A 23,946-nucleotide genomic window follows, 5' to 3' on the forward strand; every position below is an offset into this window, starting at 1 on the left:
TATCGTTATAATCCAACTCGGCCCATGCCGTTAATAATTTTATCCAATGTTTCATCGACAACCGTAATCATACGTGCATTTGCATTGTACGCCTGTTGGAAAGTAATCATATTTGTCATTTCTTCATCTAGCGAAACAGCACTTACAGAATCACGGCTTTTGGAAACCATAAGAAGCTGGGATTCAGAAGATGCCGCTAAACGTAATGCTTCTTCACCATCTACACCAACTTTACCGACAATCGCTTGATAGAATGACTGTAAGCTTGCGTTATCTATATCTGCATATAATTTATGCTGCATATTGGCAAGTTCATAAGCATTTTTACCATTTCCTTCTTCTGTCGGGTTAGCCGATGCTGCTAAAAGATTAGGATTTTTTAAGATATCCTCATTAACCTTAATTCCACCTGCACCTGTTCCTTCAAAGAAAACGCCACCTGGTTTCGAAGCATTGATGATGTTTCCATTCGCATCTTTTTCTTCAAGGGTATAACCTTTTGCATGCTGCGCATTGAATTCTTTAATAAATGCATTAGCCAGCTGATCTAATTTTTGTAAAGTTTCCGAGTAGTATCCTTTAATATCGCCGCCTGCACTTTGATACCCAAACGAATTAATGAGTGAAAGTAATTTCCCTTTTGATGCTTCAAAGTCTTGCTGTTTAATGGCCGTTTGTGTACTAGTGACAACACCTGCTTCGTGCGCATCTAGAGATTCCAATCCTGTTAATTGTAATTCAGAGAAAGAGTTTGTAATATCGTCGCCTGTCACCTTCGTGCCATTCGTACCCATTGCTGTAAATTGAGCAAAATCTTTACCGTTTACTAAATCTCTGACAACACCGTCTGCACCTTTAAATGTAATTTTTAAGCTGCCCTCTGCAACCTCTGATGCTAAACCACCAGAAGGAATACGTTCAATTGATACGGGGATATACTCATTTAATTTATCAACTAGAGTATCACGAACATCATATAAATCATTTGGTACATGTCCACTAGGTTCAACCTCTTGAATTTGTTTATTAACAGCAGCAATCTGTTTTAGGATGGTATTAATTTGAGTTGTCGAAACATTAAGCTCATTTCCAATATTACCCTGAATCATTTTCAATTGTTTATCAAGATAATTAAAGGATTCAGCTAAGTGCTCTGCACGACTAATAGCTACTTGACGTGAAGCTCCATCTGCAGGCTTAGTCCCCACATCTTCAAGTCCCTTCCAGAACTGTTCGAAAGCTTTATCTAAACCGAATTCTGAAGGTTCATTCATAACATCTTCCATTTGAGCAATGGCATTTGTTCTAGATTCCCAGTACCCTAATTTATTCGTCTCCTGACGATATTGGCGGTCAATAAATTCACTGCGAATACGTTGGATAGACCCCGCTTCCACCCCAGTACCAAGATGTCCTGGATAGGTTGGTTGGTTTAATCCAGCGGTTGGAAAACCAGGTGTTGCCTGCATATTTACTCGTTGACGTGAGTAACCTAATGTGTTGGCGTTGGAAATATTATGTCCTGTTGTGTATAAAGCTGTTTGTTGTACGAAGAGGCCGCGTTTACTTGCTTCTAGACCCATAAATGTTGAGCGCATGTTTCTTCCTCCCTTATTAGGCTTGTGAATCGAAATATGATTTTTTTGCTATGTTATTTGTGCCGAGAACCTCGTTGCTAGAGTAGTTCATTTGCTCTGTACGAGGTCTTACGGCATCTAATGTTAGGTTGACAATTTGAAGTGATTGGAAAACGAGCTTTTGATTTAAGTCATTTTGTTTTCGTAGGTCATTGATAATTTGCAATAAGCGATCGCGAACTACTGATAATGTTGCTTTGTCAGTTTGTTTTTCAGCAGCCTCGATGACGTCCGCAACAGTTGTTTTGTCAGTTGAAGCAAGTCCCTTTGCTTCAAGGTAGTCCGTTACCTGTTTCTGACGCTGTTGTTCGAGCTTATCGATGGCCGCTACGTGTGCCTGCTCATCCTTGAGCAATTGGTCTAGCGCTTCGATATCGCCAGCTTTAATAATTTCTGTTTTTTTACAGGCTAGTTCAAGTAAGCTTTTATGCATTCTCTCTAGCATCGTTAATGTAGAATTAATCGCTTCTACAGACATATTGCTATACACCCTTTCTGCTATACCCTAGAAACGATAATATTTCAGCATATCCTCAGCTACTTTACGAGCATTTACTTTGTATTCTCCAGAATCAATGTCTTTTTTCAGCTGTTGAACACGGTCAGCTCGTTCCGTATTGTAGGTTGAAACGCTTTTCATGTCTTGAGCAGCTTTTGAAATTTCGATTTTGTCTGCAAAAGATGCTTTGTTTGTATCGGATTTAACATTGCGCACTTGGTTTTTATAGGCGTTCACTGCATTAATTCCATAAGATGTAATTTTCATCTTGAAACCCCCCGTCTAAAATCTTATCTTACTATTATTTCGGATTGTCTCACATAATGTTAAGTTTTCACATATAAAAAAGTGTGCTAATTTTGTTTAAAATTAACACACCTTCAATTATTAACGTTTTCGATCTGCGTGATATGTGACACGGTCGCGTTGCTCAACACTATCTCGGAATTCCTTAGCGGCTTCAAAAGTACGTAAATCAGCCTTTAATTCATCCTGACATTTAGTGCAAAGCTTGCCCGTTGTCGTTAAATGACCACAGTTATCACATGGGTAGCCTAAGTTAGGGAACATCGCTGGCTGCAAGCGACCTTTACGAACCCATCTATATAGTAGCTCTTCCTCAGCACCCGTTGCCTCTACAATACGCTCCACTGTTGCAGCACGATTTTCACGTTTACGAAGGAAGCGATATACGATCTGATACAGTTCTTCTTCTGATTGTGCACATTTATGACAAACTTCCCGTACCCCTGTATAATTAAAAAACTCATTACATTTTGGACAATTTCGAACCTCTGCCATCTACTTTTCCTCCTCTAACAAAATATCTTATCTACGCATACTAAACTCATCATCTATTATACATAATACATTGGAAAATTCATCCTTCAATTAATGTGAAGTATTGGACATTTTTCGCACCTGCTTGCATTAAAACTTCTGCAGCATGCTGTAAGGTGGTTCCCGTAGCTTTTATATCGTCAAAAAGAAGGTAATCTTTATGCTCTACATTCGCACGCGCTTTTAAGCGAAATAGCGGAGTTGCACGTAAGCGTTGTTCTCTATTTTTGGAGCCTTGTGTCTCTGTTGTTGTCTTTTCGAGCAGCTGAATAAAGGGTATATTTGCTGCCTTTAATAATTCATCGGTATGCGAGAAAGTGCGCTCCTGTTGTTTGATGGGATGCATGGGAATCGGTAGAATAATGGCCTTTTCTTTATTGAAACGAGCATACAGCTCCTGCCGAAATACTTTTGCCAGAGCTATATCTTGTAGGAATTTGAATTGGTGTAAATAGACTTTCATGGCCTCATTATATTGATAGATTGCTGTAACTGACTGTGATTGTTCAAAGCGAGCAGAGCATGATGTACATATAGTTGGAGTAAATTGCTTTGTTAATAGCGTTTTCCAAGAAATTGAGGTTTTTAATAGCTGTGAGCATAACAAGCAATGCGATTCCGTTTTATTCATACGGTAAATCCTTTTTTATTATAAAAAAGGATTTTCGCACATGCCTCATCCATCTCTGTCGTGATGCCATGGTGAAAGTATACGACGTCCCCATTAGGATATTGACTATTTCGTCCAACTCGTCCAGCAATTTGTATCAGTGCATTTGCGGTAAATATCGCGGATTCTGCTCCAATAACTGCCACCTGTACATTACTAATGGTGATACCTCTCTCTAATATGGTGGTCGTTAAAAGTCCGGGTACTTCATTATTTCGGAGCCTCTTTACTTTCTCTTTCCGATCCGGATCTTCTGCGTGCACAGCAAGTATATTTTCATTTACTAGCTGAAAAAGAGGCGCTGCTTTATGCATGAGGGCGATGGTAGGGAAAAATAGTAAAAATGGTTCCTTTCGTTCAAGGCGTTCTACTGTCCATTTTATTAATTTCTTAGGGAATCTTCCTTGATGAAAGCTTTTATTATAACCCCATAAAGCACGAATCTGAGGAACTGGTAATGGATGATTGTGAAAGCGTTTGGAGATGAAGGAATAGCTTTCATGTTGGAAAGCATTGAGTAATTTCTGTGATGGCGTTGCGGTAACAAATACGATAGGTGCCTCTCCCTTTTTGGCCTTTGTTACTGCTCTTTGTAGAGCTTGATCAAAAGTATAAGGAAAAGCATCTGCCTCATCTACGATCATGACATCAAATGCGTTCTCAAATCGGTAGAGCTGATGAGTTGTGGCAATAATAAGCTGGGCATAAGCATTTTGCTTCGTTACACCACCGTATAATGCATGAATAACTGTCTTAGGGAAAACTTGTTGAAAGCGTGGATATAGCTCTAATACTACATCCGTGCGCGGTGTAGCAATACAAACACGTAACCCTTTCTTTAATGCTTCGTGAACAGCAGGAAAGAGCAACTCAGTTTTGCCTGCTCCACATACAGCATGAATAAGATGGGATCGTTTTGCCTGTACACTTTCTCGCATTTCATTTGCTGCCTGCTGTTGGAGCTTAGTCAACTGCCCTGCCCATTTCAGTGTATGCTTTCTCATTTTGATAACTTTAGGGCCTGTCCAAATCATTAACTCTGTACAGCTACTCACCCTACCCATTCTAATACAATGCCGACAATATAAACATTGCTGCTGACATTTTGAACAATCGAATAATGTGAATAAATGTGGGTCTATATTGTGGCAACGATTGCATTTGATAACAGGCATCATTTCAATTCCATCTATTATATGGAAGTAATTTTGCTTAATTGCTCGATCAGTATCTGTAGTTGAAAATGGAGAATGATGTTTTAACCAAATACGTCCTTCATGGAAATCCCGTAAAGCTGGTGGTAACAGCCAACCTTTGTATCTCAAGATGATGTCTCCCTTCATCGAAAAAAGCCTCTACTTTTGCGTAGAGACTTTCATCAATTACATTTATTTTTTTGTCCAACCTAATCCCATTGATCCTTCTCCTAAATGGGTACCTATGACAGGACCAAAATAGCTTAATTTAAAGTTGACGTTTGGGTAAGTTGCAGCTAATTGTTCTAGCCATTCTTGTGCTTCTACAGGGCAATTGCCGTGTATGACCACAGCATCCATGGCATCATATTTTTTAGCATCCTCAGCTAATAATTCCTCTACACGCTTTAAAGCTTTTTTACGTGTTCGGATCTTTTCGAAAGGTACAATCACCTTATCCACAAAATGAAGAACAGGCTTCACCTGTAAAAGGCCCCCTATCAAAGCTGCCGCAGAAGACAAACGCCCACCACGTTGCAAATGTGCTAAGTCGTCTACAATGAAGTAAGCACGAATAGACTGCTGCATGTCCGCCAATGTTGCAAGTATTTCTTTTGCTGAATAGCCCTCTTTCGCCATTTCAGCTGCTCTTAAAACGTAAAAGCCTTGCACAGCACAGGATATTTCACTGTCAAAGGCATAAACATCAATACCTTCCACCATTTCACCTGCCTGCACGGCACCTTGGTATGTTCCACTAATTCCACTCGATAGATGGATGGAAATAACCTCATCGTAATCCTTTGCTAGCTCATCGAAAAGAGCGACAAATTCTCCGATTGGAGGCTGTGTTGTTTTGGGGAATTCTTTGGCACCACGCACCTTATCATAAAATTCAGATGCTGTGATATCTACTTCTTCTGCAAATAATTGACCTGAAATATTAACACTTAAAGGTATCATATGAATATTTAAGTGTGCACGTTCCTCAGCTGTATTATATGCAGTACTATCTGTTACGATTGCCGTCCTCATCTATGTCCACTCTCCTATGATTCATAGTTTACAATCTATTTCATCTTGGTGCAATTGTTGTTGGGCTTCCCACAGATTTTTGAATGAAAACAAAAAAGAAATGAATGTGTTGAAGGACGAACGTATATTTTACGTTTTAGTCATTCGAGAATCGAGCTAGTGGCTAGCTTTCATTTCACATTCATTTCCTATGTATAGTAGGCGTATCTTCACTCAATTCTACGTTGAATGAAGATCGCTCCTCTTAATTGCCTGTACTTGACTGTGAGTCATCACCAATATAAAAGACGCTTGTTACTTTCCAAGCATCATCTTCTTTGACAAAGACCGTCACCTGTCGTCCTGCACTTTCATGCTCGACATTTGTTTCAAGCTGAAGTGAATGCATTTTCATGTTGGCAAATACCTGTGCTTCTTCAGGCGCGTATTTGGCAATCGTTACATTTTCGACATCACGCTTTATATCAAATTGATCGAACACTTCTGTTGCATATGTTTTTTCTTCATCGTATTTAAAACCCTTTGGATTTTTGGAAATCGTTTTCATATAGCGGTCGATTTCTTCCGCATTTAGGGCTGCAATATACTCATCGAAAGAAGCTAAAATAGCTTTTTCATCTGCTGCTGGTACGTTTTCTGCCTTTTCAACATTACCGCCCATCATCTCAAAGCCAACGGTACCATCCTCTATTACCTTTTCTCGATCGTCGTCACTAATCTTCTCTTCTTTATTACCACATGCAGTTAAAGTGAATACAAATAAAATTAAAACTGCTAGAAAACTTTTCTTTAACATCACAAAACCTCCCGCGCATATTGTAGCATATAAATGCTGTCGTAGGAATTTTGTTGTGCTTTTTCAACATTTAGGTGCTACATCTTCCTTATGACGCATTTGACAGTAAAATGTTGCATGATCTGACAGTTTCCATATTTAATGTCTACTAACAGGACCAAAAAGCATTGTTACAAATTTGTGAAAGGCGGTCCATTATCTTCAGATGACAATACAAAAATTTACCAAAAAACAATAAAAAACTGTTTTAAAAACTACTCCCATAAAAAGTAGCTTTTAAAAACAGTTTTAACAATTATCGTACTTCAACCCAACCATTTTTAATGGCTGTTACAACGGCTTGTGTACGGTCATTCACATTCATTTTTTGTAAGATGCTTGATACATGGTTTTTAACTGTTTTTTCAGAGATAAACAGTGTCTCACCAATTGTACGGTTAGATTGACCATCTGTTAATAGTTGTAATACTTCACATTCACGTTTTGTTAGTAAATGGAATGGACGGCGAATTTCCGTTTGGTGGAAGTTCCCTTTATTTTCGTGTTCTGAAAGTCTTTTGAACTCTGCCACTAAATTTTTCGTTACTTTTGGATGTAAGTAAGATCCACCGTTTGCAACGACTTTAATTGCCTCCACGATTTCATCTGCATCCATTTCTTTTAACATATAGCCAAGAGCGCCTGATTTTAATGCATGTGTCACATATGTTTCATCATCATGGATGGACAGCATAATTACCTTCGCATCTGGAAATTCATTAATTAACTCCGATGTTGCTTCTACTCCGTTTTTACCTGGCATGTTAATATCCATCAGTACTACATCTGGTTCGTTTTCAGCGTATAACGTCACCACATCCGTACCATCGTCACCTTCTGCTACTACGTCAAACGTATCTTCAAAATCTAAAATACGTTTTACTCCTTCACGGAATAGCTGGTGATCGTCTACAATAATAATCTTTGTCATTTGTCTTTACCCCCTAAATTTCTGCAACAGTTACTTTACTTCTAACGGAATTTTAAATAACACCGTTGTACCTCGGTTGATTTCACTAGTAATAGTAATTGTACCATTTAAAATTTCAATACGTTCTTTCATTCCTAAAATACCAAAGGAATGGTCTTTCACTACTTGTTGGTCAAAGCCTATACCATCATCTTTAACAACGATATTAACAGCATCTTTTAACCACTCAAGCTTTACCCAAATGTCTTTACATTTTCCATGCTTCATGGCATTTGTTACGCACTCTTGCACAAGTCGGAAAATGGATACTTCATAATTGGAAGGTATACGTTTTTCAGTACTTCTCGATTGGAAATGAATGTCGACACCTGGATTATATTCAGTGACTGTTGATAAATACTTCTTTAATGTCGGAATAATTCCCAAATCATCAAGTGCCATTGGTCGTAGATCATAAATAATACGTCGCACCTCAGATAATGCGTTTCGCACCGTTTTCTTTAAATCAGCAATTTCTGCCAATGCATTTTCTATGCCTTTTTCACGATACGTTCTATCTATTAAATCAGTGCGCATTAGTACATTTGCAAGCATTTGAGCAGGTCCATCATGAATTTCCCTAGACAAACGCTTACGCTCCTCTTCTTGAGCTGCAATAATACGTATCCCAAAATCTTGCTTCATTTTTGCTTGTTCAAGCGCTAAACCAACATTTTTTAAATCTGAAGTTAAGTAATTCAAAACGACATTTACCTGATTGACAATATGATCAGCACGTTCAATCGTATCGAGTAATCCTCTTAATCTTCTCTCTAGATCATCTCTTTTATCCCGTAGCTGTTTTTCTTGCGTTCTAATAACGGAGAGCTTTACTTGAAAATCATGTGCAGTTTCATATGCTTCTCTAACTTGTTCTTCGGTATAATTATCAAAAGCTTTACTTACTAAGACAAGTCTTTGTTTAGCAAGCTGCGTACTTTTTTCCAATGCGTCGCCTTCATCAATTACAATTGATATTTGTTTTCGAACAATTTCTAGCTCTTTTTGCATATCTTCAAAGCTTATACGGCTTTGTTCGCTTATAATAAAGATATCATCTTTCGAGCTCATGATTGTATCTAACATTCGATTAAAAATGTCATCAAGCGACTTTAAATCGAAGGTATCATTTGAAAACATACTATACTCCCCAGTCTAATGTCTTATGATTACTTACTATTTTAATAGACCAAATTCTTATATTCCATAGTCTACACCTATTATAGCATTACCATGCTAAAATTTAATGCTTTTTCTTTATGAAAATTATAGAATAGAACTCTAGTTAAAAGGAGATTGATACGGATGAGAGAAAACTATTTAACAGTAAAAGGATATGGTGAAAGCGAAATTGTTATTTCTAAATCACGCTTTCTCACTTATATAGAACGTGCAGAAACGGAAGAGGATGCAATTTCTTTTATAGAACGTATAAAAAAAATGCATCACAACGCAACTCATAATTGTTCAGCCTATATAATCGGCGAACATGATCACATCCAAAAAGCGAATGATGACGGGGAACCTAGTGGTACGGCTGGCGTCCCTATGTTAGAGGTCTTAAAAAAGCAAGGCCTAAAAGATACGGTCGTCGTCGTGACACGCTATTTTGGAGGTATTAAACTCGGCGGTGGCGGTCTTATACGTGCATATGGAAAAGCAACAACAGAAGGTCTTATTGCTGCGCAAGTAGTGGAACGCAAGCTTCATCATTTCATGAAAGTTGCCATTGACTACACATGGCTCGGGAAAGTCGAAAATGAAGTAAGAGGTTCGTCTTATACGTTAGAGGAAATACGTTATTTGGAGGGTGTCGAAATCATCGTCTCTGTGCCTAAAGAGGAAGAAGAACAGTTTCGAGGTTGGATGACAGAAATCACAAATGGACAAGCATCCATTACATTCGAAGATGCTCAATTTATAGAATTTATTGTCAAATAAATAGTTTTAATTGTCGAAACTAAATATGCATAGTATAATTTTTTTGTTAGGCTATTTTTATGGACCACACGTTTACTTCTTTAGTAATTGAATAAAATTTAGCTTTATCGCATTATTATTCCCAATAATAAGAGGAGAATATATCCAATATGAAAAAAAGATCTGTTAATAAGTTCAAAAAGAGATCTTCTAAAGCTTCCTTAATTATAAAAGTTACACTACTCCTAGTGGCTAGCTTAGTAATTTGTGTTACTGCTTATGGTGTTTACCTTACAAAACAGGTAGAGCATGCGGCAAACTCAGCCCATGAAGTATTAGAAGGTCGGGAAGTATCTAAGCTCCGTGAGGAAAAAGTAGAACCCGTACATGATAATGTTTCTATTTTATTTGTCGGAGTTGATGATAGTGATAATCGTGGACAAGGTTCTGATCATTCACGTTCTGATGCGCTTATTTTAGCAACATTAAATAATAAAACACATACCGTTAAAATGTTAAGTATCCCTCGTGATTCTTACGTTTATATTCCTAAGGTCGGCTATAAAGATAAAATCACTCATGCTCACGCAATGGGTGGGACCCTTACTACGATTGAGACAGTAGAACAATTATTCGATATCCCAATCGACTACTATGTACGAATGAACTTCAATGCCTTCATTGATGTTGTCGATGCATTAGGCGGTGTAGAGGCTGAAGTACCGTATGCCTTACACGAACTTGACGAATTTGATAAGTTTACAATCAATTTACAGCCAGGACTACAGCATTTAAATGGTAGTGAGGCACTCGCTCTTGCAAGAACACGTAAACAGGATAGCGATATCGAACGTGGTAAACGTCAACAGGAAATTCTTTCAGCTATTATTAAAAAAGTAGCTTCTGTAGGTTCCATCACAAAGTATGATGATGTAATCAAGGCACTTGGTGATAATATGAAAACAGATATGACATTTACTGAAATGAAATCCTTCTTATCATACTTATCAAAAGGCGCTCCGCGTATCGACACTTTAACTTTAGATGGTACAGATGATATGTCTACTGGTATTTATTATTACCAGCTAAATCAGGATTCTGTGGAAGAAACAAAGGAAATATTCAAAAACCATCTTGGCCGAAATGAAGAATCTTCAAGCCTAACTTCAAGTGGTAGCAACAATACAGGAACTGATAGTGCTGCTAGCGATGAAAATTCAGTGGTTGAATAATCAGTTCGTATAACAATAAAACCCTTCAGACCATAGACGAAATTTTTGTCTATGGTCTTTTTATTCTAGCCAACGCCATTTTAGTTTATCTCTCCTTCTCTTTTCCATACGCCTTAACGACCATACGAGCAGATTTTTTGTTGTTGCTTCTTTTCCCTTTAATCTGCTACTTTAAACAGCTCTCCGTTAGTGACAATAACCAACTAACCTCATAATAAAATGTTAGACGCGAAGGAGGAAAAAACATAACGCCCTATGCATTGTGAAACAACGATTGACCCAATCAAAAGCCTTCAAGAAGTTCTCGCGTCTCTTTCGTATACTTCCCTTATGGATAGATGTCCTCTCTTAAAATTCCAACTCAAAGTAGAGATCATGCAGGAAGCATTTCGACCTAATCTGGAGTTATGGAAATCAAAAAAGACTAAAGACAAACTCAATTTTTTGAGTGCGTCTTTAGTCTTTAGTATGTCACAAAGCTTTATTTACTAAAGCTTCGTACAAAATTCAATAATGGTTTGTAGTTTTTACCAGCTAGCCCGATAATTTCTACAAATATTTCGATAGCTGTTAGAATGACAGCGACAAGTAAAATCGCACCCCATACTTTTGCCATTGAGAAAATAATTGCTGCTAATCCAAACATCACTGCAATTCCGTAAATAATAAGTACAGTTTGACGATGTGTGAAACCCATATCCAGTAAACGATGGTGTAAGTGGGATTTATCTGGATCAGACCATTTCTTCTTCATACGTACACGTCGAACAATCGCAAAGAACGTATCAGAAATCGGAACACCAAGAATAATAATTGGGATGATTAAAGAAACGAACGTAACATTTTTAAACCCAAGTAGCGCTAGTACAGAGATCATAAATCCAAGGAATAGTGCTCCTGTATCACCCATAAAGATTTTGGCTGGGTGGAAGTTATAAAATAAGAAGCCAAGTGAAGCTACAGCTAAAATGGCTGCTATTGCTAATACAAACATATTACTCATAATAAATGCCATGACCGCTAATGTAATCAGCGCTATTGTGGATACACCAGCAGCTAGACCATCTAAGCCATCAATTAAATTAACAGCATTTGTAATCCCAACAATCCAAATGATTGTTAAAGGAATACTTAGTAAACCAAAATCTAATGTACCTAAAAATGGTAGGTTTACCACATCAATTTGAATGCCACCTACAAAAACAATAATGAGAGCAGCACCCAGCTGACCAAGCATTTTTGCTTTCGCAGAAATCTCACGCATATCGTCCACAACGCCTGTCGCTACTATAATACAAGCACCAATAATAATCGCTATTAAATAATCGCTATTGCCATTTTTAGTATGAATTAAATAAGAATATAAAATCGTTACACCAATTATAAATGCAAGGAAAATAGCCAAACCACCAAGTCTTGGCATAATTCGAGCATGTACTTTTCGATAGTTTGGTGCGTCCACTGCACCTATTCTAAATGCTAAACGTTTCACTAATGGAGTTAACAAAATGGATGCAACGAATGCTGCTATTAAAGACACGTAAATCATGTCTCTCCTCCTCAAAAAATAATCTACATTGAAATCCAAATTGATTATAGCACGAACAAGCATTGAAATATACTTTTTCTAAACATTTTCCACGATTTCACAAATATTTTGTACATTTTAGCATTAATAGATTCCTATATAGTCAATTGTAGTCACCATACGTAAAATTTGATAGAATAATGGAGTGTCTAGCATTTAGACAACATTAAAGGAGCGTATATTTCATGTTCTCAATTTTCAAAAGTAACAAAGAGCAAACGAGTGCTCGTCAATTAAAACGCTACTACAAAATAGTAGATCAAATTAATAATCTTGAACAAAAGTATGTTAACAAGTCAGATGCCGAATTACGTGAAATGACTTTTATTTTCAAAAATCAATTAGAACAAGGTGAGCCTATTACATCAATCATCCCAGACGCATTTGCTGTTGTACGCGAAGCCTCAAAGCGTGTATTAGGAATGCGTCATTTTGATGTGCAGCTTATCGGTGGTCTAGTGTTAACAGAAGGTAATATTGCTGAAATGCCTACAGGTGAAGGTAAAACACTAGTGGCATCTCTTCCCTCTTACGTACGTGCATTAGAAGGTAAAGGCGTTCATGTCATCACCGTGAATGATTACCTAGCAAAACGTGACTATGAGCTAGTTGGTCAAATTCATCGTTTTCTTGGCCTAACTGTTGGTTTAAATATTCCAATGATGGAGGCTGATGAGAAAAAAGAAGCCTACAATGCAGATATTACATACGGTGTGGGTACTGAATTTGGTTTCGACTATTTACGTGACAATATGTCCTATAGCTTAGCAGATAAAGTACAGCGTCCTTATCACTTCGCAATTATTGATGAAGTGGATAGTGTATTAATCGACGAAGCTAAAACACCTTTAATTATCGCAGGTAAAATGCCTTCAAATGATGAATTACATCGCATTGCGGCTATGTTAGCTAAACGTTTCAATAAGGATGAAGACTATGATTTCGATGATGAAACAAAGGCTACATCTCTAACAGATAAAGGTATTGAAAAAATTGAGGCTGCTTTCAATGTTGAAAATCTGTATGATTTAGAACATCAAACACTTTTCCATTATGTCATCCAAGCAGTACGAGCTCATGTCATGTTTAAACGTGATGTGGATTACATTGTGAAAGATGACAAAATCGAGCTTGTGGACATGTTTACAGGCCGTATTTTAGAAGGACGTTCGCTTTCTGACGGTTTACATCAAGCAATTGAAGCCAAAGAAGGCGTCACTATTACAGATGAAAATAAATCACAAGCACAAATTACAATTCAGAACTATTTCCGTATGTATCCGAAGCTTTCTGGGATGACGGGTACAGCGAAAACACAGGAAAAAGAAATTCGTGAAGTATATGGCATGGAAGTTGTACAAATTCCAACGAATCGTCCACGTCAACGTGTCGATCAGCCTGATATTATTTTTAGCACTCAAGAGGCAAAATATAAGTATGTGGCAGCCGAAACTAAAAAGCGCCACGAAAAAGGACAGCCTATCTTAATTGGTACAACATCGATCTTACAGTCTGAGACAGTGGCCGATTATCTAAAAAAGGAAAAATTAACATTCCAATTACTAAATGCAAAAACCGTTGAGCAAGAGGTTGAGCTTATTTCGCAGGCAGGTCAAAAAGGGCGTATTACGGTAGCGACAAATATGGCTGGTCGTGGTACGGATATCGTGTTAGGCGATGATGTTCACGAACTTGGTGGTTTATATGTTATTGGTACCGAAAAGCATGAAAGTCGCCGTGTAGACAATCAGCTTCGTGGTCGTTCTGGTCGACAAGGTGACATAGGCGAAAGCCGCTTCATTCTCTCTATTGAAGATGATATGTTCCGACGCTATGCAAAAGAAGAAGTTGAAAAATTCTCTGCCAAAATGGTCGTTGACGAACAGGGCATTATTCAAAATAAAGAGGTTCAGGAGCTAATTGACCGTACACAGCGCATTGTCGAAGGTTCTCAGTATGGCATGCGTGAGTATAACTTAAAGTTAGACGATGTTATTAATGATCAACGTACTGTACTATACGGACTACGAGACAAAATTTTAGCTGGTGAAGACTTAATGGGCGAGCTGAAAAAAATGCTACATGAAACGGTTGACTTCGCTGTACTAGATGCTGCACCGGAGGATGTATCCTCAATAGATTGGGATTATGATCGGATGGAGCATGCACTTAACTCCCTTTTCATCACACCAGTTACAATCGATCGCGAGGTTGGTAAAGTAAAACAAATTTTAGCTGATATTCAGCCTTCTGAACAAGAGCTCCTCAATCATATGGAGAAATTTGCGGAAAATGAAAGAGTAATTGAAGTTCTTCCACAAATTATGCTTAGCTATATCGATAGTGGTTGGGTAAGACATTTAGAGGCAATGACGCATTTAAAAGAAGGAATCGGCTTACGCCATTATCAACAAGAAGACCCAATGCGAATTTACCAACGAGAAGGACTTGAATTGTTCGGTAAAAATTTCCAAGAGCTACGTCGTTCAATTATAATAGAGATTACAGGCTTCATGAAAACAGTCGAGGCACAACAGGAGGAACAATAATGGGTTTATTTTCATTTTTTAAAAAATCGGACAAAGTCGGTCAAGAAAATACGATTGACTCTAAAGACCTGCTAGGAAATGCTACAGCAAATAAAGGTGATCACCGTGATGTTGTAACAAAACTGTCCTTTCATCCAGAATGGGATGTGCCGCAGGAGCAAAAGTACATCTTTAACTTCCTTGCGAATGAGCTAGAACCATTGAAACCGAATCAATTATCACTATCTTCTATTAGTATTGAAGAGGCTCGCGCTGGAAAATGGCTAGTTCGTGCATTTTTCCGTTCTTCTTTACCACAAGCAATTGAGCTAGGTGAAATTGAACTTTTCATTCTAGATAAAAATGAAGAGCTTATCGCTTCTAAAAAATTCGATTTTAAAGCTTTAGGCACAATTCCAGCAGAAAGTGCTCGTCCATGGGTATTTGAATTTGAAAAATCTACTATTAAAGTAGACGAAGTTCCTGAAGATGGCTGGAAAATTGCCTTTAACCTAGTCTCCCTTCGTGGTCACCAATTAGAGCTAGATCCATCATGGGAAAAGCAATTACCAGCAGCTCAAAAAGAAGAGCTTGAGAAAATCGTCAAAACATTACCAGAGCTAGGTGAAACTGAGGTAAACTTTACAGGCCTACAGGCAAAATTAGCAGACAACGGTAATCTAAACGTATCCATCTTTATCCGAAATGGTCACAACAAAGCGATCAATCTAGAGCAATTACCTTTAGAAATTATTGATTCGACAGGTAAGCAAATTGCAAAAGGTTCTTTTAAAATGGACCCAATTCTAACTGTTCAACCGAACTCAACAAAGCCATGGACATTTATCTTCCCAGCAGAGCTTGTTGATGCAGAAGACGCTGATCTTTCTCGTTGGACAGCACGTGTAACGCAATAATACATAAAGCCCCTTCTCAATAAAGAGAAGGGGCTTTATAAGTTCCCACTACACTAGTGATCTCTGCCCTAGCAAAAATCCCTAGTTTTTTATTTCACATTATCAAAACGTTTATAGGCTACTAGTTTAGATGACCAGTATGGATACGTAACATCTGAAATTTCTACACCATCTGTACCTGCATGGACAAATTTATTCTCACCAAGATAAATACCCATATGAGAAATCCCTTCTTTATATGTGTTCTCGAAGAAGACTAAATCACCAGGTACTGGATTTTGTACAGCTGTTGTATTGCCATTAAAATACCCTTCACTACTCGCTCTTCCTATTTTTAAGCCACCTTGATTAAAGGTATAGAAAATAAAGCCACTGCAGTCAAGGCCTACAGGTGTATTTCCACCATATAGATACGGTGTCCCAACCAATGTATTGGCCACTTCTATTGTCTTCTTATAAATAGCTTGTCCATTAGTGGTAGGATCATTTGATGTTACTTTTGATGGTGTACCCGCATCTGAAGTCACATTATTATGTATTGAATCGCTCTCGGGAATGACTGCGCCTGGAGACATTTTTAACACTTGTCCAATGTAAATTGTGTCTTTCTCCAGCTTATTCCAACTCATAATATCCTTAATGGTCACATTATATTGCTTAGCAATTTTGGATAATGTATCACCCTTCGCTACTGTGTGAGAAGTAGTTGTTGGCTGCTTTACGGTTGTTGATGGAACTGAAGGATTTTTACTATCATTCGTCGCTAGCTTTTGAATTTCAAGCTTTTGAGCCACATAAATCGTATCTTTCGATAGATTATTCCATTTCATAATATCTGTAATCGTTACTTGATGATTTTGGGCGATTTTAGATAAAGTATCGCCTTTTTGTACAGTATATGTTGCAGCCTCTGCAGTTTGTAGTGTTAAAAATGAAGTGGCTAAAGTGCTTAAAACAAGAATTCTCCATTTTTTTGTTTTTTGCATACCAAAGTGCCTCCGTTCGTGCTAGAATATTTCCTTGTGTGTCTATCATACTAGATAATTATATTATGAAAAATCGGAAATACTGACTATTTTTCAAACTTTTTATCAAACTTATAGAAAACGACGAAATCCGACTATATTACAATAGTATATTCATTGCAAGAATTTAGTTCCTATGATAACATACACTTCTGTATTTAAAATTTTTAGAAAGTTTCATCTTTTCAATCTTAAAGGAGTTTTTAACTTATGAAAAACATCATGCATTTCCTCAAAGGAAATTTAGCAGTAGGATTACTACTATTTGCCTTATTCTTGGGTGCTGGGAATATTATTTTTCCACCGTTATTAGGTCAACAAGCAGGTGAAAATATCTCAGTAGCCATGATTGGCTTCCTAATTACAGGTGTCGGTTTACCATTATTAGCTATCGTTGCTGTCGCTAAAGCAGGAGGCGATTTACAACTGCTCGCCAATCGTGTTAGCCCCGCTTTTGGTATACTCTTTACATCTATTGTATATTTAGCAATTGGCCCGTTTTTTGCTGTACCACGAACTGGATCGGTGTCCTATGAAATTGGAATTGCCCCTTTTCTTTCAGAAGGTATGAAGGATCATTGGGCACCTCTTTTCATTACATCTATTTTGTTTTTTACCTTAATCCTTTATTTATCCATTAACCCTTCGAAGCTTGTCGATCGAGTAGGAAAAATCTTAACCCCTGCCCTACTTCTTGTCATTTTATTGCTGGCTGTCAAAAGCTTTCTTTCTCCAATGGGCGAGCCAGGGGAAGCGGTTGGAAACTATATTAGTTCCCCATTTGCTGAAGGATTTGTACAGGGATACTTAACAATGGATGTTCTGAGCGCTCTTGTATTCGGTATCGTTATTTTACAAGCATTACGCGATATGGGCATGACAGATAAGAAAAAGCAAGTCAATACAACTATATTTGCTGGTGTTGTTGCAGCAATTGGTTTATCTTTTGTTTACATCTCACTCGGTCATATCGGTAATACAAGCATTGCTGCCATTGGTACTTCTGCGAATGGTGGAGATATTATTGCAAAATCAGCAGAAGTACTTTTTGGAAGTCTAGGAAGTATTATTTTGTCTGCGACTATTTTACTAGCTTGTATTTCAACAGCTGTAGGTTTACTAACTGCCAACGCACAATTTTTCCATAAACTATTCCCAAAAGTATCCTACAAAACATTCTTAATCGTCTTTACTATTTTTAGTACAGCCATTACAAATGTAGGGCTTTCAACAATTATTAAAGCATCTCTACCTGTGCTGTTAATCATTTATCCAATAGCCATGGTATTAATGGTGCTATCATTAATGGATCACTTCTTTAAAGGTGGACAAATTGTTTATATTTTAGCGTTAATCCCTACCTTCCTTGTCAGCCTATATGATGGATTAAAGCAAATGAAAATCGACATCACTTCATATGAAAATATTCTTCAAGCCTTGCCATTGTATGAGCAAAACTTAGGATGGCTTGTACCAGCCATTGTTGGTGCATTTATCGGTTTTATTATTTATAAACTATTTAACAATCGAGTCTCGGCTTAATGGACCTGACATTTTTCATGAGAATCTACTTGCTATACAAGGCAAGTAGATTCTTTTTCTATGACATTAAATTCATCCACTATTTCTATCGTTCATGTATAATAAAAACTAGATACTCAATTGTAAAATGTATCCATCCATTAACTAGGAGGACATACATTCCTATTGTGAGTTCTAGAAAAGAGGTGTTCAATGAAAAAATTAATATGGCCGTTCGTATTTATTCTAGGCTTCTTTCTCCTACCACTAACATCTACGCAAGCAGCTAGCCATGAACAATCGTTAGTAAGAGAAGTAAAGGATATTATACAGAATACGTATGTGGGGACGATTAACGGAAACTTAGAAAAGGCTACATCCATCGCAGAAATTATTGATATGCTGGATCCTTACTCCACTTATTTTACAAAACAAGAATTTGAAGATTATATGAATAGCATCAATTTATCATCCATCGGCATCGGTGTTGTGATTGAAGAGCACGAAGATGGTATTCATATTTTACAAGTAATTGAGGGCAGTGGTGCATTTGATGCAGGCTTACAAGCAGGAGATATCATTATTGCAGTAAATGGTGAGTCAATTATTGGTCGTTCTACACAGGAGACCTCTTCTCTCTTAACTGGTCATGAAGGTAGTCAGGTGAAAGTTACACTTAAACATAGTAATGAAACGACGACGACAAAAACCATTACACGAAAAAAATTCACATTACCAAATGTACAATCTAAATTATTGTTTGGGCATGTTGGCTACATTTCACTAGCTTCATTTTCAGAAGATGGTGCACAGCTTGTCAAAAAAGCGTTAGCTGATTTAAAAAAGCGCGGTGCTAAATCGTTTATCTTCGATTTACAAAATAACGGTGGCGGGTATGTTACAACAGCTGAAGAGCTTACAGGTCTATTTCCATCAGCAAAAGTTGCGTATCTATTAGAGGAAGCACATGCCTCTTATACAATACCAGCCGTTAAGCAAAATACGAAGTTTCCAGTAAATACGCGTATTTTAGTCAATCGATACAGCGCTAGTGCTTCTGAAATGCTTTCTGCATCATTAAAAGACCAAAAAGCAGCTATTTTATACGGTGAAACTACTTACGGGAAGGGCGCCATGCAGGGCTTTTATATGCTCCATGACGGAAGCTACTTAAAATTAACTGTAGGCAAATTTACAGGTCCTGCCCAGCAAACCATTCATGAAGTAGGAGTCAAACCCAATATTCAAACAACAACAGCGCCTATTTTCCAGGCACATTTTGATGCCATAAAGGAGCAATACCCTAAATATAAAAAGCTTTCAATTGGGAAGACTAGCATTCAAACAGGAAAAATAACGGTGAAACTACCTACAGCACTTGTTTCACAAATGGATAAGGGGTCTATTCAACTTATTGCTTTAGGGGGCGATGAAGTATTAGCCACTACTAAAGTCGAAGGGCAAACATTAATTGTTACTCCAACGAGTCCTTTATCACTCAATCAGGAATATATGCTACTCATTCATCCGAATAAACAAAGCAAGGGACAAAAAGGTTATTATCAGCACATAAAATTTGAAAATTAAGAAAAATCCTCCCATCAATCTACATTACGACTGATGGGAGGATTTTTGTATGATTTCTTCAGTTTTCCAAAAATATAATTGTACAATATCGTTTGCTAGTTCTGCTGGCAATCTTTTTTGCTCTAGTAAATTGGTTAAAATCAGTCTCTCCATCGATCCAACTAAAGAATCTATTAAAATTTTAATATCTACACGATAACGTTGTAAATCCTTGTCACAATCATGAAGATAAATAAGATGGATTAATTCTTGCGTTAGTTGAGATTTTACTAAAATTGCCTGCTTAGATTCTATAAAACCGATTTTTGATAGCTTCGGATTTTCGATTATGTAGAGAAATAATTTTGACAGTTTTTGTTCTAAAATCGAAATAAATGCTTCTAATCCATTAGCCATACTATCAGAGGATTTACTATTCATCGCTTCAAAAAAGCCACTCTGAAATTGCAAGTTCAAATCATTATAAAGTGCATCTTTACTTTTAAAGTATAAATAAAAAGTAGGCTGTGTTACATTAGCAGCCTTCACAATATCACTAATTTTTGTATGATGATATCCTTTATCAGAAAATAGCTCTATCGCTTTTTCAAGTAATAGTTGTTTACTTCGTTCACCATTTGAATTAAATTTTCTACCCCTTGCCATACTTTCCACCTTATCTCAGTTTATAGTCGCCCTAATCCCTTAGCATCACTAATAGACACACTATTCTTAATCAAAAGTAACTAAATTTTCATAACATGTGCATTTTTTATTCATGATTATACACCATTGTATTATAATACACCTTTTAAATTTTTACTATAAATGATAGATTTATGATTACACTAAAAAGTGTATATTTTTTATTTAATTTCCAAAATACCTCAATTATCCATACCATAAAGTTATATCAACATATTATCAATAGAAGGATTTCACTTATTTCTTTTTTTCTTATAGATTGGGTTTAAATAAACACTCTTTCACCCAATAAATTAGCAAAATTATAGTAATAAACTCCTTCAATAAAGCAGCACTTCCGTTTTAAGACAAAAATTTTAACATAAAACAAAACTATTATTTTGAAAAGTCCTTTTTTTTGAAAAAATATTTTTTATGGCCGTTTTTAAATTCGAAAAATCAATTACGCCAAGAGTTTACCTCCTCAGTCATCTGTTCAAAAAAATTTTTTCTAAAAATCATCCCATTTTACTTTTCGAAAAAAGTGTTATAATCGCCAAGAATTTAAAATTTTCAATTTTGGAGGCATAAAAATGGTACTACGTGATTTTTTCATTTACTTATCAGAAAACAAAGTATTAAATAGCGCTGCACAAAAATATGGTCTAAAAATGGGGGCACAAAGTGTTGTTGCAGGCACTAGCTTACCTGAAGTTGTCCAATCTATTAAAGAATTAAATAAAGCGAATATTTCTTGTACAGTCGACAATCTTGGAGAGTTCGTTTATGAGAAATCAGAAGCAACTGCTGCAAAAAATAATATTTTAGCTGTTGTCCAAGCGATTCACGATGAGCAACTAGATGCTCATATTTCACTTAAACCTTCCCAATTAGGGTTAGATATTGATTACGCATTTTGCTACGAAAACCTAAAAGAAATCGTAGAGCTTGCACATCAATATAATATTTTCGTGAATTTCGATATGGAAAATTATGAACGTTTACACAGCTCTTTTGAATTATTAGAGGAGTTACACAAAGAATTTGATAATGTGGGAACTGTTATTCAAGCTTACTTCTTCGAGTCAGAGGAAAATATTGAGAAGTACAAAAACTTCCGTTTACGTATTGTAAAAGGTGCTTACAAAGAGCCAGAAAGTGTAGCATATCAATCAAAGGGTGATATCGACCGGAACTATTTGAAGCTAATCGAACATCACTTGTTACATGGTAAATTTACTTCTATCGCTACTCATGACCATAATGTTATTAATCATGTGAAGCAATTCGTTAAACAGCATAACGTTCCAAATGATAAGTTTGAATTCCAAATGCTATATGGTTTCCGTAAAGAAATGCAGTTAGACCTTGCACGTGAAGGCTATAATTTCTGCACATACCTACCATTTGGTAACGACTGGTACGGTTACTTTATGCGCCGTCTAGCTGAGCGCCCACAAAACGTAGCACTTGTAACAAAACAAGTGTTTAATAAAAAAACAAACCTAGCAATTGGCTTAGGAGCAGCAGCCTTCGCCCTTGGTCGTCTTTCAAAAAAAGGAAAATAAGACTTAAGGCTAGTGACTATCCAACAGTTCGATAATTCTAGCCGTCACTTTCGGAATTCTATCCGTCAGTTCGTCTGCTTTATCCATCATTCTAAACAAGCTATCAAAAAAAGCGAAAACATTGTTAATCCATGTTTTCGCTTTTTTTATTGAGCTTATAGTTTTTTACGCGATATTGTAAACTTTGTCGTCGAATTCCCAATGCAGCCGCGGTTTTGGAGATATTACCTTGATGAAAGTCTAAAGCCTTGGAAATATAATATTCCTCCACCTCTTTCATGTAGACATCTAATGGTCGAATGTCTTGCTGATTTTTAATGACAAACAAATCACTTGTTGATACTTCATTTTCTGTTTCCTCACATGTACTTTGGATTTTCCATTTAAAATGAACAGGTAGCATATGGGATTCTACGATCGTTTCATTGGTAATCAGAGAGGTGATTTCATCCAGCAATACTTCTAATTCCTTTAAATTACCTGGCCAATCATATTTCAAAAATATCTCTTGAACTTCTTCCGAAAGTCCTTGAATCGTTGAGCCAAAGCTATCACGATGCCTTTTGAAGTAATCATCAATAAATGGCATCATATCTTCTTTTCTTTCACGCAAAGGTGGTACATAAATTGTGATTCCAGAAAATAAGCGGTACAGTTTTTTAGAAAGCTCCTGTTTTTGAATCAAATCTATTGGGTCTTTGCCAACACTAGCAATTAAAACATGCTGATGATTTGGATGATCGTTGAATAGCTCGACAATCTTTTCTTGTGCCTCGAGTGATAAATATTCGATGCGTTCAGCAAAAAAAGTAATTCTCTCTTTTTCAACAATGTATTTTTCAAATTGATTCAACACTGTTTGCTCATCTCGCCGGCAAATTAATGCGATAAACATATCATTTTGCACGTTTAGATCATGATGAATCCCCTCAGCAATCATATCAATTCCAGTACCTGACTCCCCTATTAGCACAACAGGCATTCTGCTCAAGGCGACAATTTTTGCCTTTTCAATGACACCCTTCATAACTTCGGAGACAGCCGTAATAATATCAAATGTTAGCGGTGCACCATATCTTCTTAATGGCTGATACATCATATATTCAAGCTGCGTAATATCCCGAGCAAACTCTACAGCCCCTACTAAAACACCCTCATAGTGCAACGGATAAATATTGCTTATGTAGGTCACTTCTTGATTTTTTTTATTCCAATACGTTTTTTTTACATGTAGAACTGGCGTTTCAGAACTTAGAACTTTAAAGATATCGCTTTTTTCGATTTCGAAATCAATGATTTCTATTGCTCGCCTCTCCTCATACTCGTCTTCATTCACGCCTTCTAGTTCTCGCATTTTTTTATTGTAAATGAGCAATTTGCCTTCTGTATCCACAACGCAGATTCCCATATCACCTTTTTCAATGACGTATTTATAAATGCTTAGTAATACATTATTATCCATCTTGTCCTCCTGTATTCCATTATGCTTATTCTAACACCAATACGAAAAACAGATGCAATAATTAAAAAAGTTTTAAAATTAGTTGATTAATGCCAAATTATATTGCATTATATAATTAACAAAATCTTTAAAGGTGCATAATCATTTTGCACCCTTTATCCAGGGGAGGAAACAGATATGATTCCATACAAACACGAACCATTCACAGATTTTTCACAAGAGGCAAACTACAATGCTTATGTAGAGGCTTTAA

At 36.8% G+C, this 23,946-nt stretch carries 21 protein-coding genes; 7 read left to right on the forward strand and 14 right to left on the reverse strand.

Features of this window, described 5'->3' with window-relative positions:
• Window positions 1-5 precede the first annotated feature (5 nt).
• The 10 genes from flgK to ACP3VS_RS03260 all read right to left on the reverse strand — a co-directional run bounded on the left by flgK (window position 6) and on the right by ACP3VS_RS03260 (window position 8,822).
• Window positions 6-1,598, reverse strand: coding sequence for a flagellar hook-associated protein FlgK (gene flgK / locus ACP3VS_RS03215; RefSeq protein ID WP_012292898.1), 1,593 nt, complete (start codon window positions 1,596-1,598; stop codon window positions 6-8).
• A 16-nt stretch (window positions 1,599-1,614) separates the two neighbouring features.
• Entirely contained in the window at window positions 1,615-2,115 is a 501-nt protein-coding gene (locus tag ACP3VS_RS03220; protein WP_012292897.1) for a flagellar protein FlgN, read from the reverse strand.
• 27 nt (window positions 2,116-2,142) lie between these two features.
• Window positions 2,143-2,403, reverse strand: coding sequence for a flagellar biosynthesis anti-sigma factor FlgM (flgM, locus tag ACP3VS_RS03225; protein ID WP_012292896.1), 261 nt, complete (start codon window positions 2,401-2,403; stop codon window positions 2,143-2,145).
• Window positions 2,404-2,523: 120 nt separating this feature from the next.
• Window positions 2,524-2,937: a TIGR03826 family flagellar region protein gene (locus ACP3VS_RS03230; protein ID WP_012292895.1), complete on the reverse strand. Its 414-nt coding sequence runs from the start codon at window positions 2,935-2,937 to the stop codon at window positions 2,524-2,526.
• 79 nt (window positions 2,938-3,016) lie between these two features.
• The gene (locus ACP3VS_RS03235; RefSeq protein ID WP_036214694.1) at window positions 3,017-3,607 is read right to left on the reverse strand and encodes a ComF family protein; all 591 of its coding nucleotides are present in this window, start codon (window positions 3,605-3,607) and stop codon (window positions 3,017-3,019) included.
• Window positions 3,604-4,989 carry a DEAD/DEAH box helicase gene (locus ACP3VS_RS03240; RefSeq protein ID WP_426388367.1) on the reverse strand — a complete coding sequence of 462 codons (1,386 nt, stop codon included), beginning with the start codon at window positions 4,987-4,989 and terminating at the stop codon, window positions 3,604-3,606. The genes ACP3VS_RS03235 and ACP3VS_RS03240 overlap by 4 nt, the downstream gene beginning before the upstream one ends.
• 45 nt (window positions 4,990-5,034) lie before the next feature.
• On the reverse strand, window positions 5,035-5,877 hold the full coding sequence (locus ACP3VS_RS03245) for a DegV family protein (RefSeq protein ID WP_036214687.1): 843 nt from the start codon (window positions 5,875-5,877) through the stop codon (window positions 5,035-5,037).
• A 244-nt stretch (window positions 5,878-6,121) separates the two neighbouring features.
• Complete coding sequence (locus ACP3VS_RS03250) at window positions 6,122-6,673, reverse strand: DUF3225 domain-containing protein (protein ID WP_012292891.1); 552 nt, start codon at window positions 6,671-6,673, stop codon at window positions 6,122-6,124.
• Window positions 6,674-6,968: 295 nt separating this feature from the next.
• The gene (locus ACP3VS_RS03255) at window positions 6,969-7,643 is read right to left on the reverse strand and encodes a response regulator transcription factor (protein ID WP_008178876.1); all 675 of its coding nucleotides are present in this window, start codon (window positions 7,641-7,643) and stop codon (window positions 6,969-6,971) included.
• Between the two features lie 30 nt (window positions 7,644-7,673).
• The gene (locus tag ACP3VS_RS03260; RefSeq protein ID WP_012292890.1) at window positions 7,674-8,822 is read right to left on the reverse strand and encodes a sensor histidine kinase; all 1,149 of its coding nucleotides are present in this window, start codon (window positions 8,820-8,822) and stop codon (window positions 7,674-7,676) included.
• 165 nt (window positions 8,823-8,987) lie between these two features.
• Here ACP3VS_RS03260 and ACP3VS_RS03265 point away from each other — a divergent pair, with 165 nt between their 5' ends.
• Both ACP3VS_RS03265 and ACP3VS_RS03270 read left to right on the forward strand, forming a co-directional pair.
• A complete protein-coding gene (locus tag ACP3VS_RS03265; protein ID WP_012292889.1) occupies window positions 8,988-9,623 on the forward strand; it encodes a YigZ family protein in 636 nt (211 codons plus the stop codon).
• A 149-nt stretch (window positions 9,624-9,772) separates the two neighbouring features.
• Window positions 9,773-10,834 carry an LCP family protein gene (locus ACP3VS_RS03270; RefSeq protein WP_099804979.1) on the forward strand — a complete coding sequence of 354 codons (1,062 nt, stop codon included), beginning with the start codon at window positions 9,773-9,775 and terminating at the stop codon, window positions 10,832-10,834.
• A 481-nt stretch (window positions 10,835-11,315) separates the two neighbouring features.
• Here ACP3VS_RS03270 and ACP3VS_RS03275 read toward each other — a convergent pair whose 3' ends face one another.
• The gene (locus tag ACP3VS_RS03275) at window positions 11,316-12,383 is read right to left on the reverse strand and encodes a glycosyltransferase family 4 protein (protein ID WP_031418680.1); all 1,068 of its coding nucleotides are present in this window, start codon (window positions 12,381-12,383) and stop codon (window positions 11,316-11,318) included.
• A 224-nt stretch (window positions 12,384-12,607) separates the two neighbouring features.
• Here ACP3VS_RS03275 and secA2 point away from each other — a divergent pair, with 224 nt between their 5' ends.
• Window positions 12,608-14,971 carry an accessory Sec system translocase SecA2 gene (gene secA2 / locus ACP3VS_RS03280; protein WP_426388368.1) on the forward strand — a complete coding sequence of 788 codons (2,364 nt, stop codon included), beginning with the start codon at window positions 12,608-12,610 and terminating at the stop codon, window positions 14,969-14,971.
• Window positions 14,971-15,867 carry an accessory Sec system S-layer assembly protein gene (locus ACP3VS_RS03285; protein ID WP_031418678.1) on the forward strand — a complete coding sequence of 299 codons (897 nt, stop codon included), beginning with the start codon at window positions 14,971-14,973 and terminating at the stop codon, window positions 15,865-15,867. Before secA2 ends, ACP3VS_RS03285 begins: the two co-directional genes overlap by 1 nt.
• 89 nt (window positions 15,868-15,956) lie before the next feature.
• Here the strand turns inward: ACP3VS_RS03285 and ACP3VS_RS03290 are convergent, their stop codons facing one another.
• On the reverse strand, window positions 15,957-16,853 hold the full coding sequence (locus ACP3VS_RS03290; RefSeq protein ID WP_031418677.1) for a LysM peptidoglycan-binding domain-containing protein: 897 nt from the start codon (window positions 16,851-16,853) through the stop codon (window positions 15,957-15,959).
• 249 nt (window positions 16,854-17,102) lie between these two features.
• On the opposite strand from ACP3VS_RS03290, the gene brnQ reads away from it, so the two are divergent.
• Together brnQ and ACP3VS_RS03300 are read left to right on the forward strand one after the other, a co-directional pair.
• Window positions 17,103-18,434, forward strand: coding sequence for a branched-chain amino acid transport system II carrier protein (gene brnQ / locus ACP3VS_RS03295; protein ID WP_426388370.1), 1,332 nt, complete (start codon window positions 17,103-17,105; stop codon window positions 18,432-18,434).
• 192 nt (window positions 18,435-18,626) lie between these two features.
• On the forward strand, window positions 18,627-20,000 hold the full coding sequence (locus ACP3VS_RS03300) for a S41 family peptidase (protein ID WP_012292880.1): 1,374 nt from the start codon (window positions 18,627-18,629) through the stop codon (window positions 19,998-20,000).
• Between the two features lie 24 nt (window positions 20,001-20,024).
• Here the strand turns inward: ACP3VS_RS03300 and ACP3VS_RS03305 are convergent, their stop codons facing one another.
• A complete protein-coding gene (locus ACP3VS_RS03305) occupies window positions 20,025-20,645 on the reverse strand; it encodes a TetR/AcrR family transcriptional regulator (protein WP_031418674.1) in 621 nt (206 codons plus the stop codon).
• 611 nt (window positions 20,646-21,256) lie between these two features.
• On the opposite strand from ACP3VS_RS03305, the gene ACP3VS_RS03310 reads away from it, so the two are divergent.
• A complete protein-coding gene (locus ACP3VS_RS03310; protein WP_012292878.1) occupies window positions 21,257-22,231 on the forward strand; it encodes a proline dehydrogenase family protein in 975 nt (324 codons plus the stop codon).
• Between the two features lie 124 nt (window positions 22,232-22,355).
• Here the strand turns inward: ACP3VS_RS03310 and ACP3VS_RS03315 are convergent, their stop codons facing one another.
• A complete protein-coding gene (locus ACP3VS_RS03315; RefSeq protein ID WP_036165612.1) occupies window positions 22,356-23,693 on the reverse strand; it encodes a helix-turn-helix domain-containing protein in 1,338 nt (445 codons plus the stop codon).
• Between the last annotated feature and the right edge of the window lie 253 nt (window positions 23,694-23,946).

The organism is Lysinibacillus sp. VIII_CA, assembly GCF_049943995.1.
Classification (GTDB): Bacteria; Bacillota; Bacilli; order Bacillales_A; family Planococcaceae; genus Lysinibacillus; species Lysinibacillus pinottii.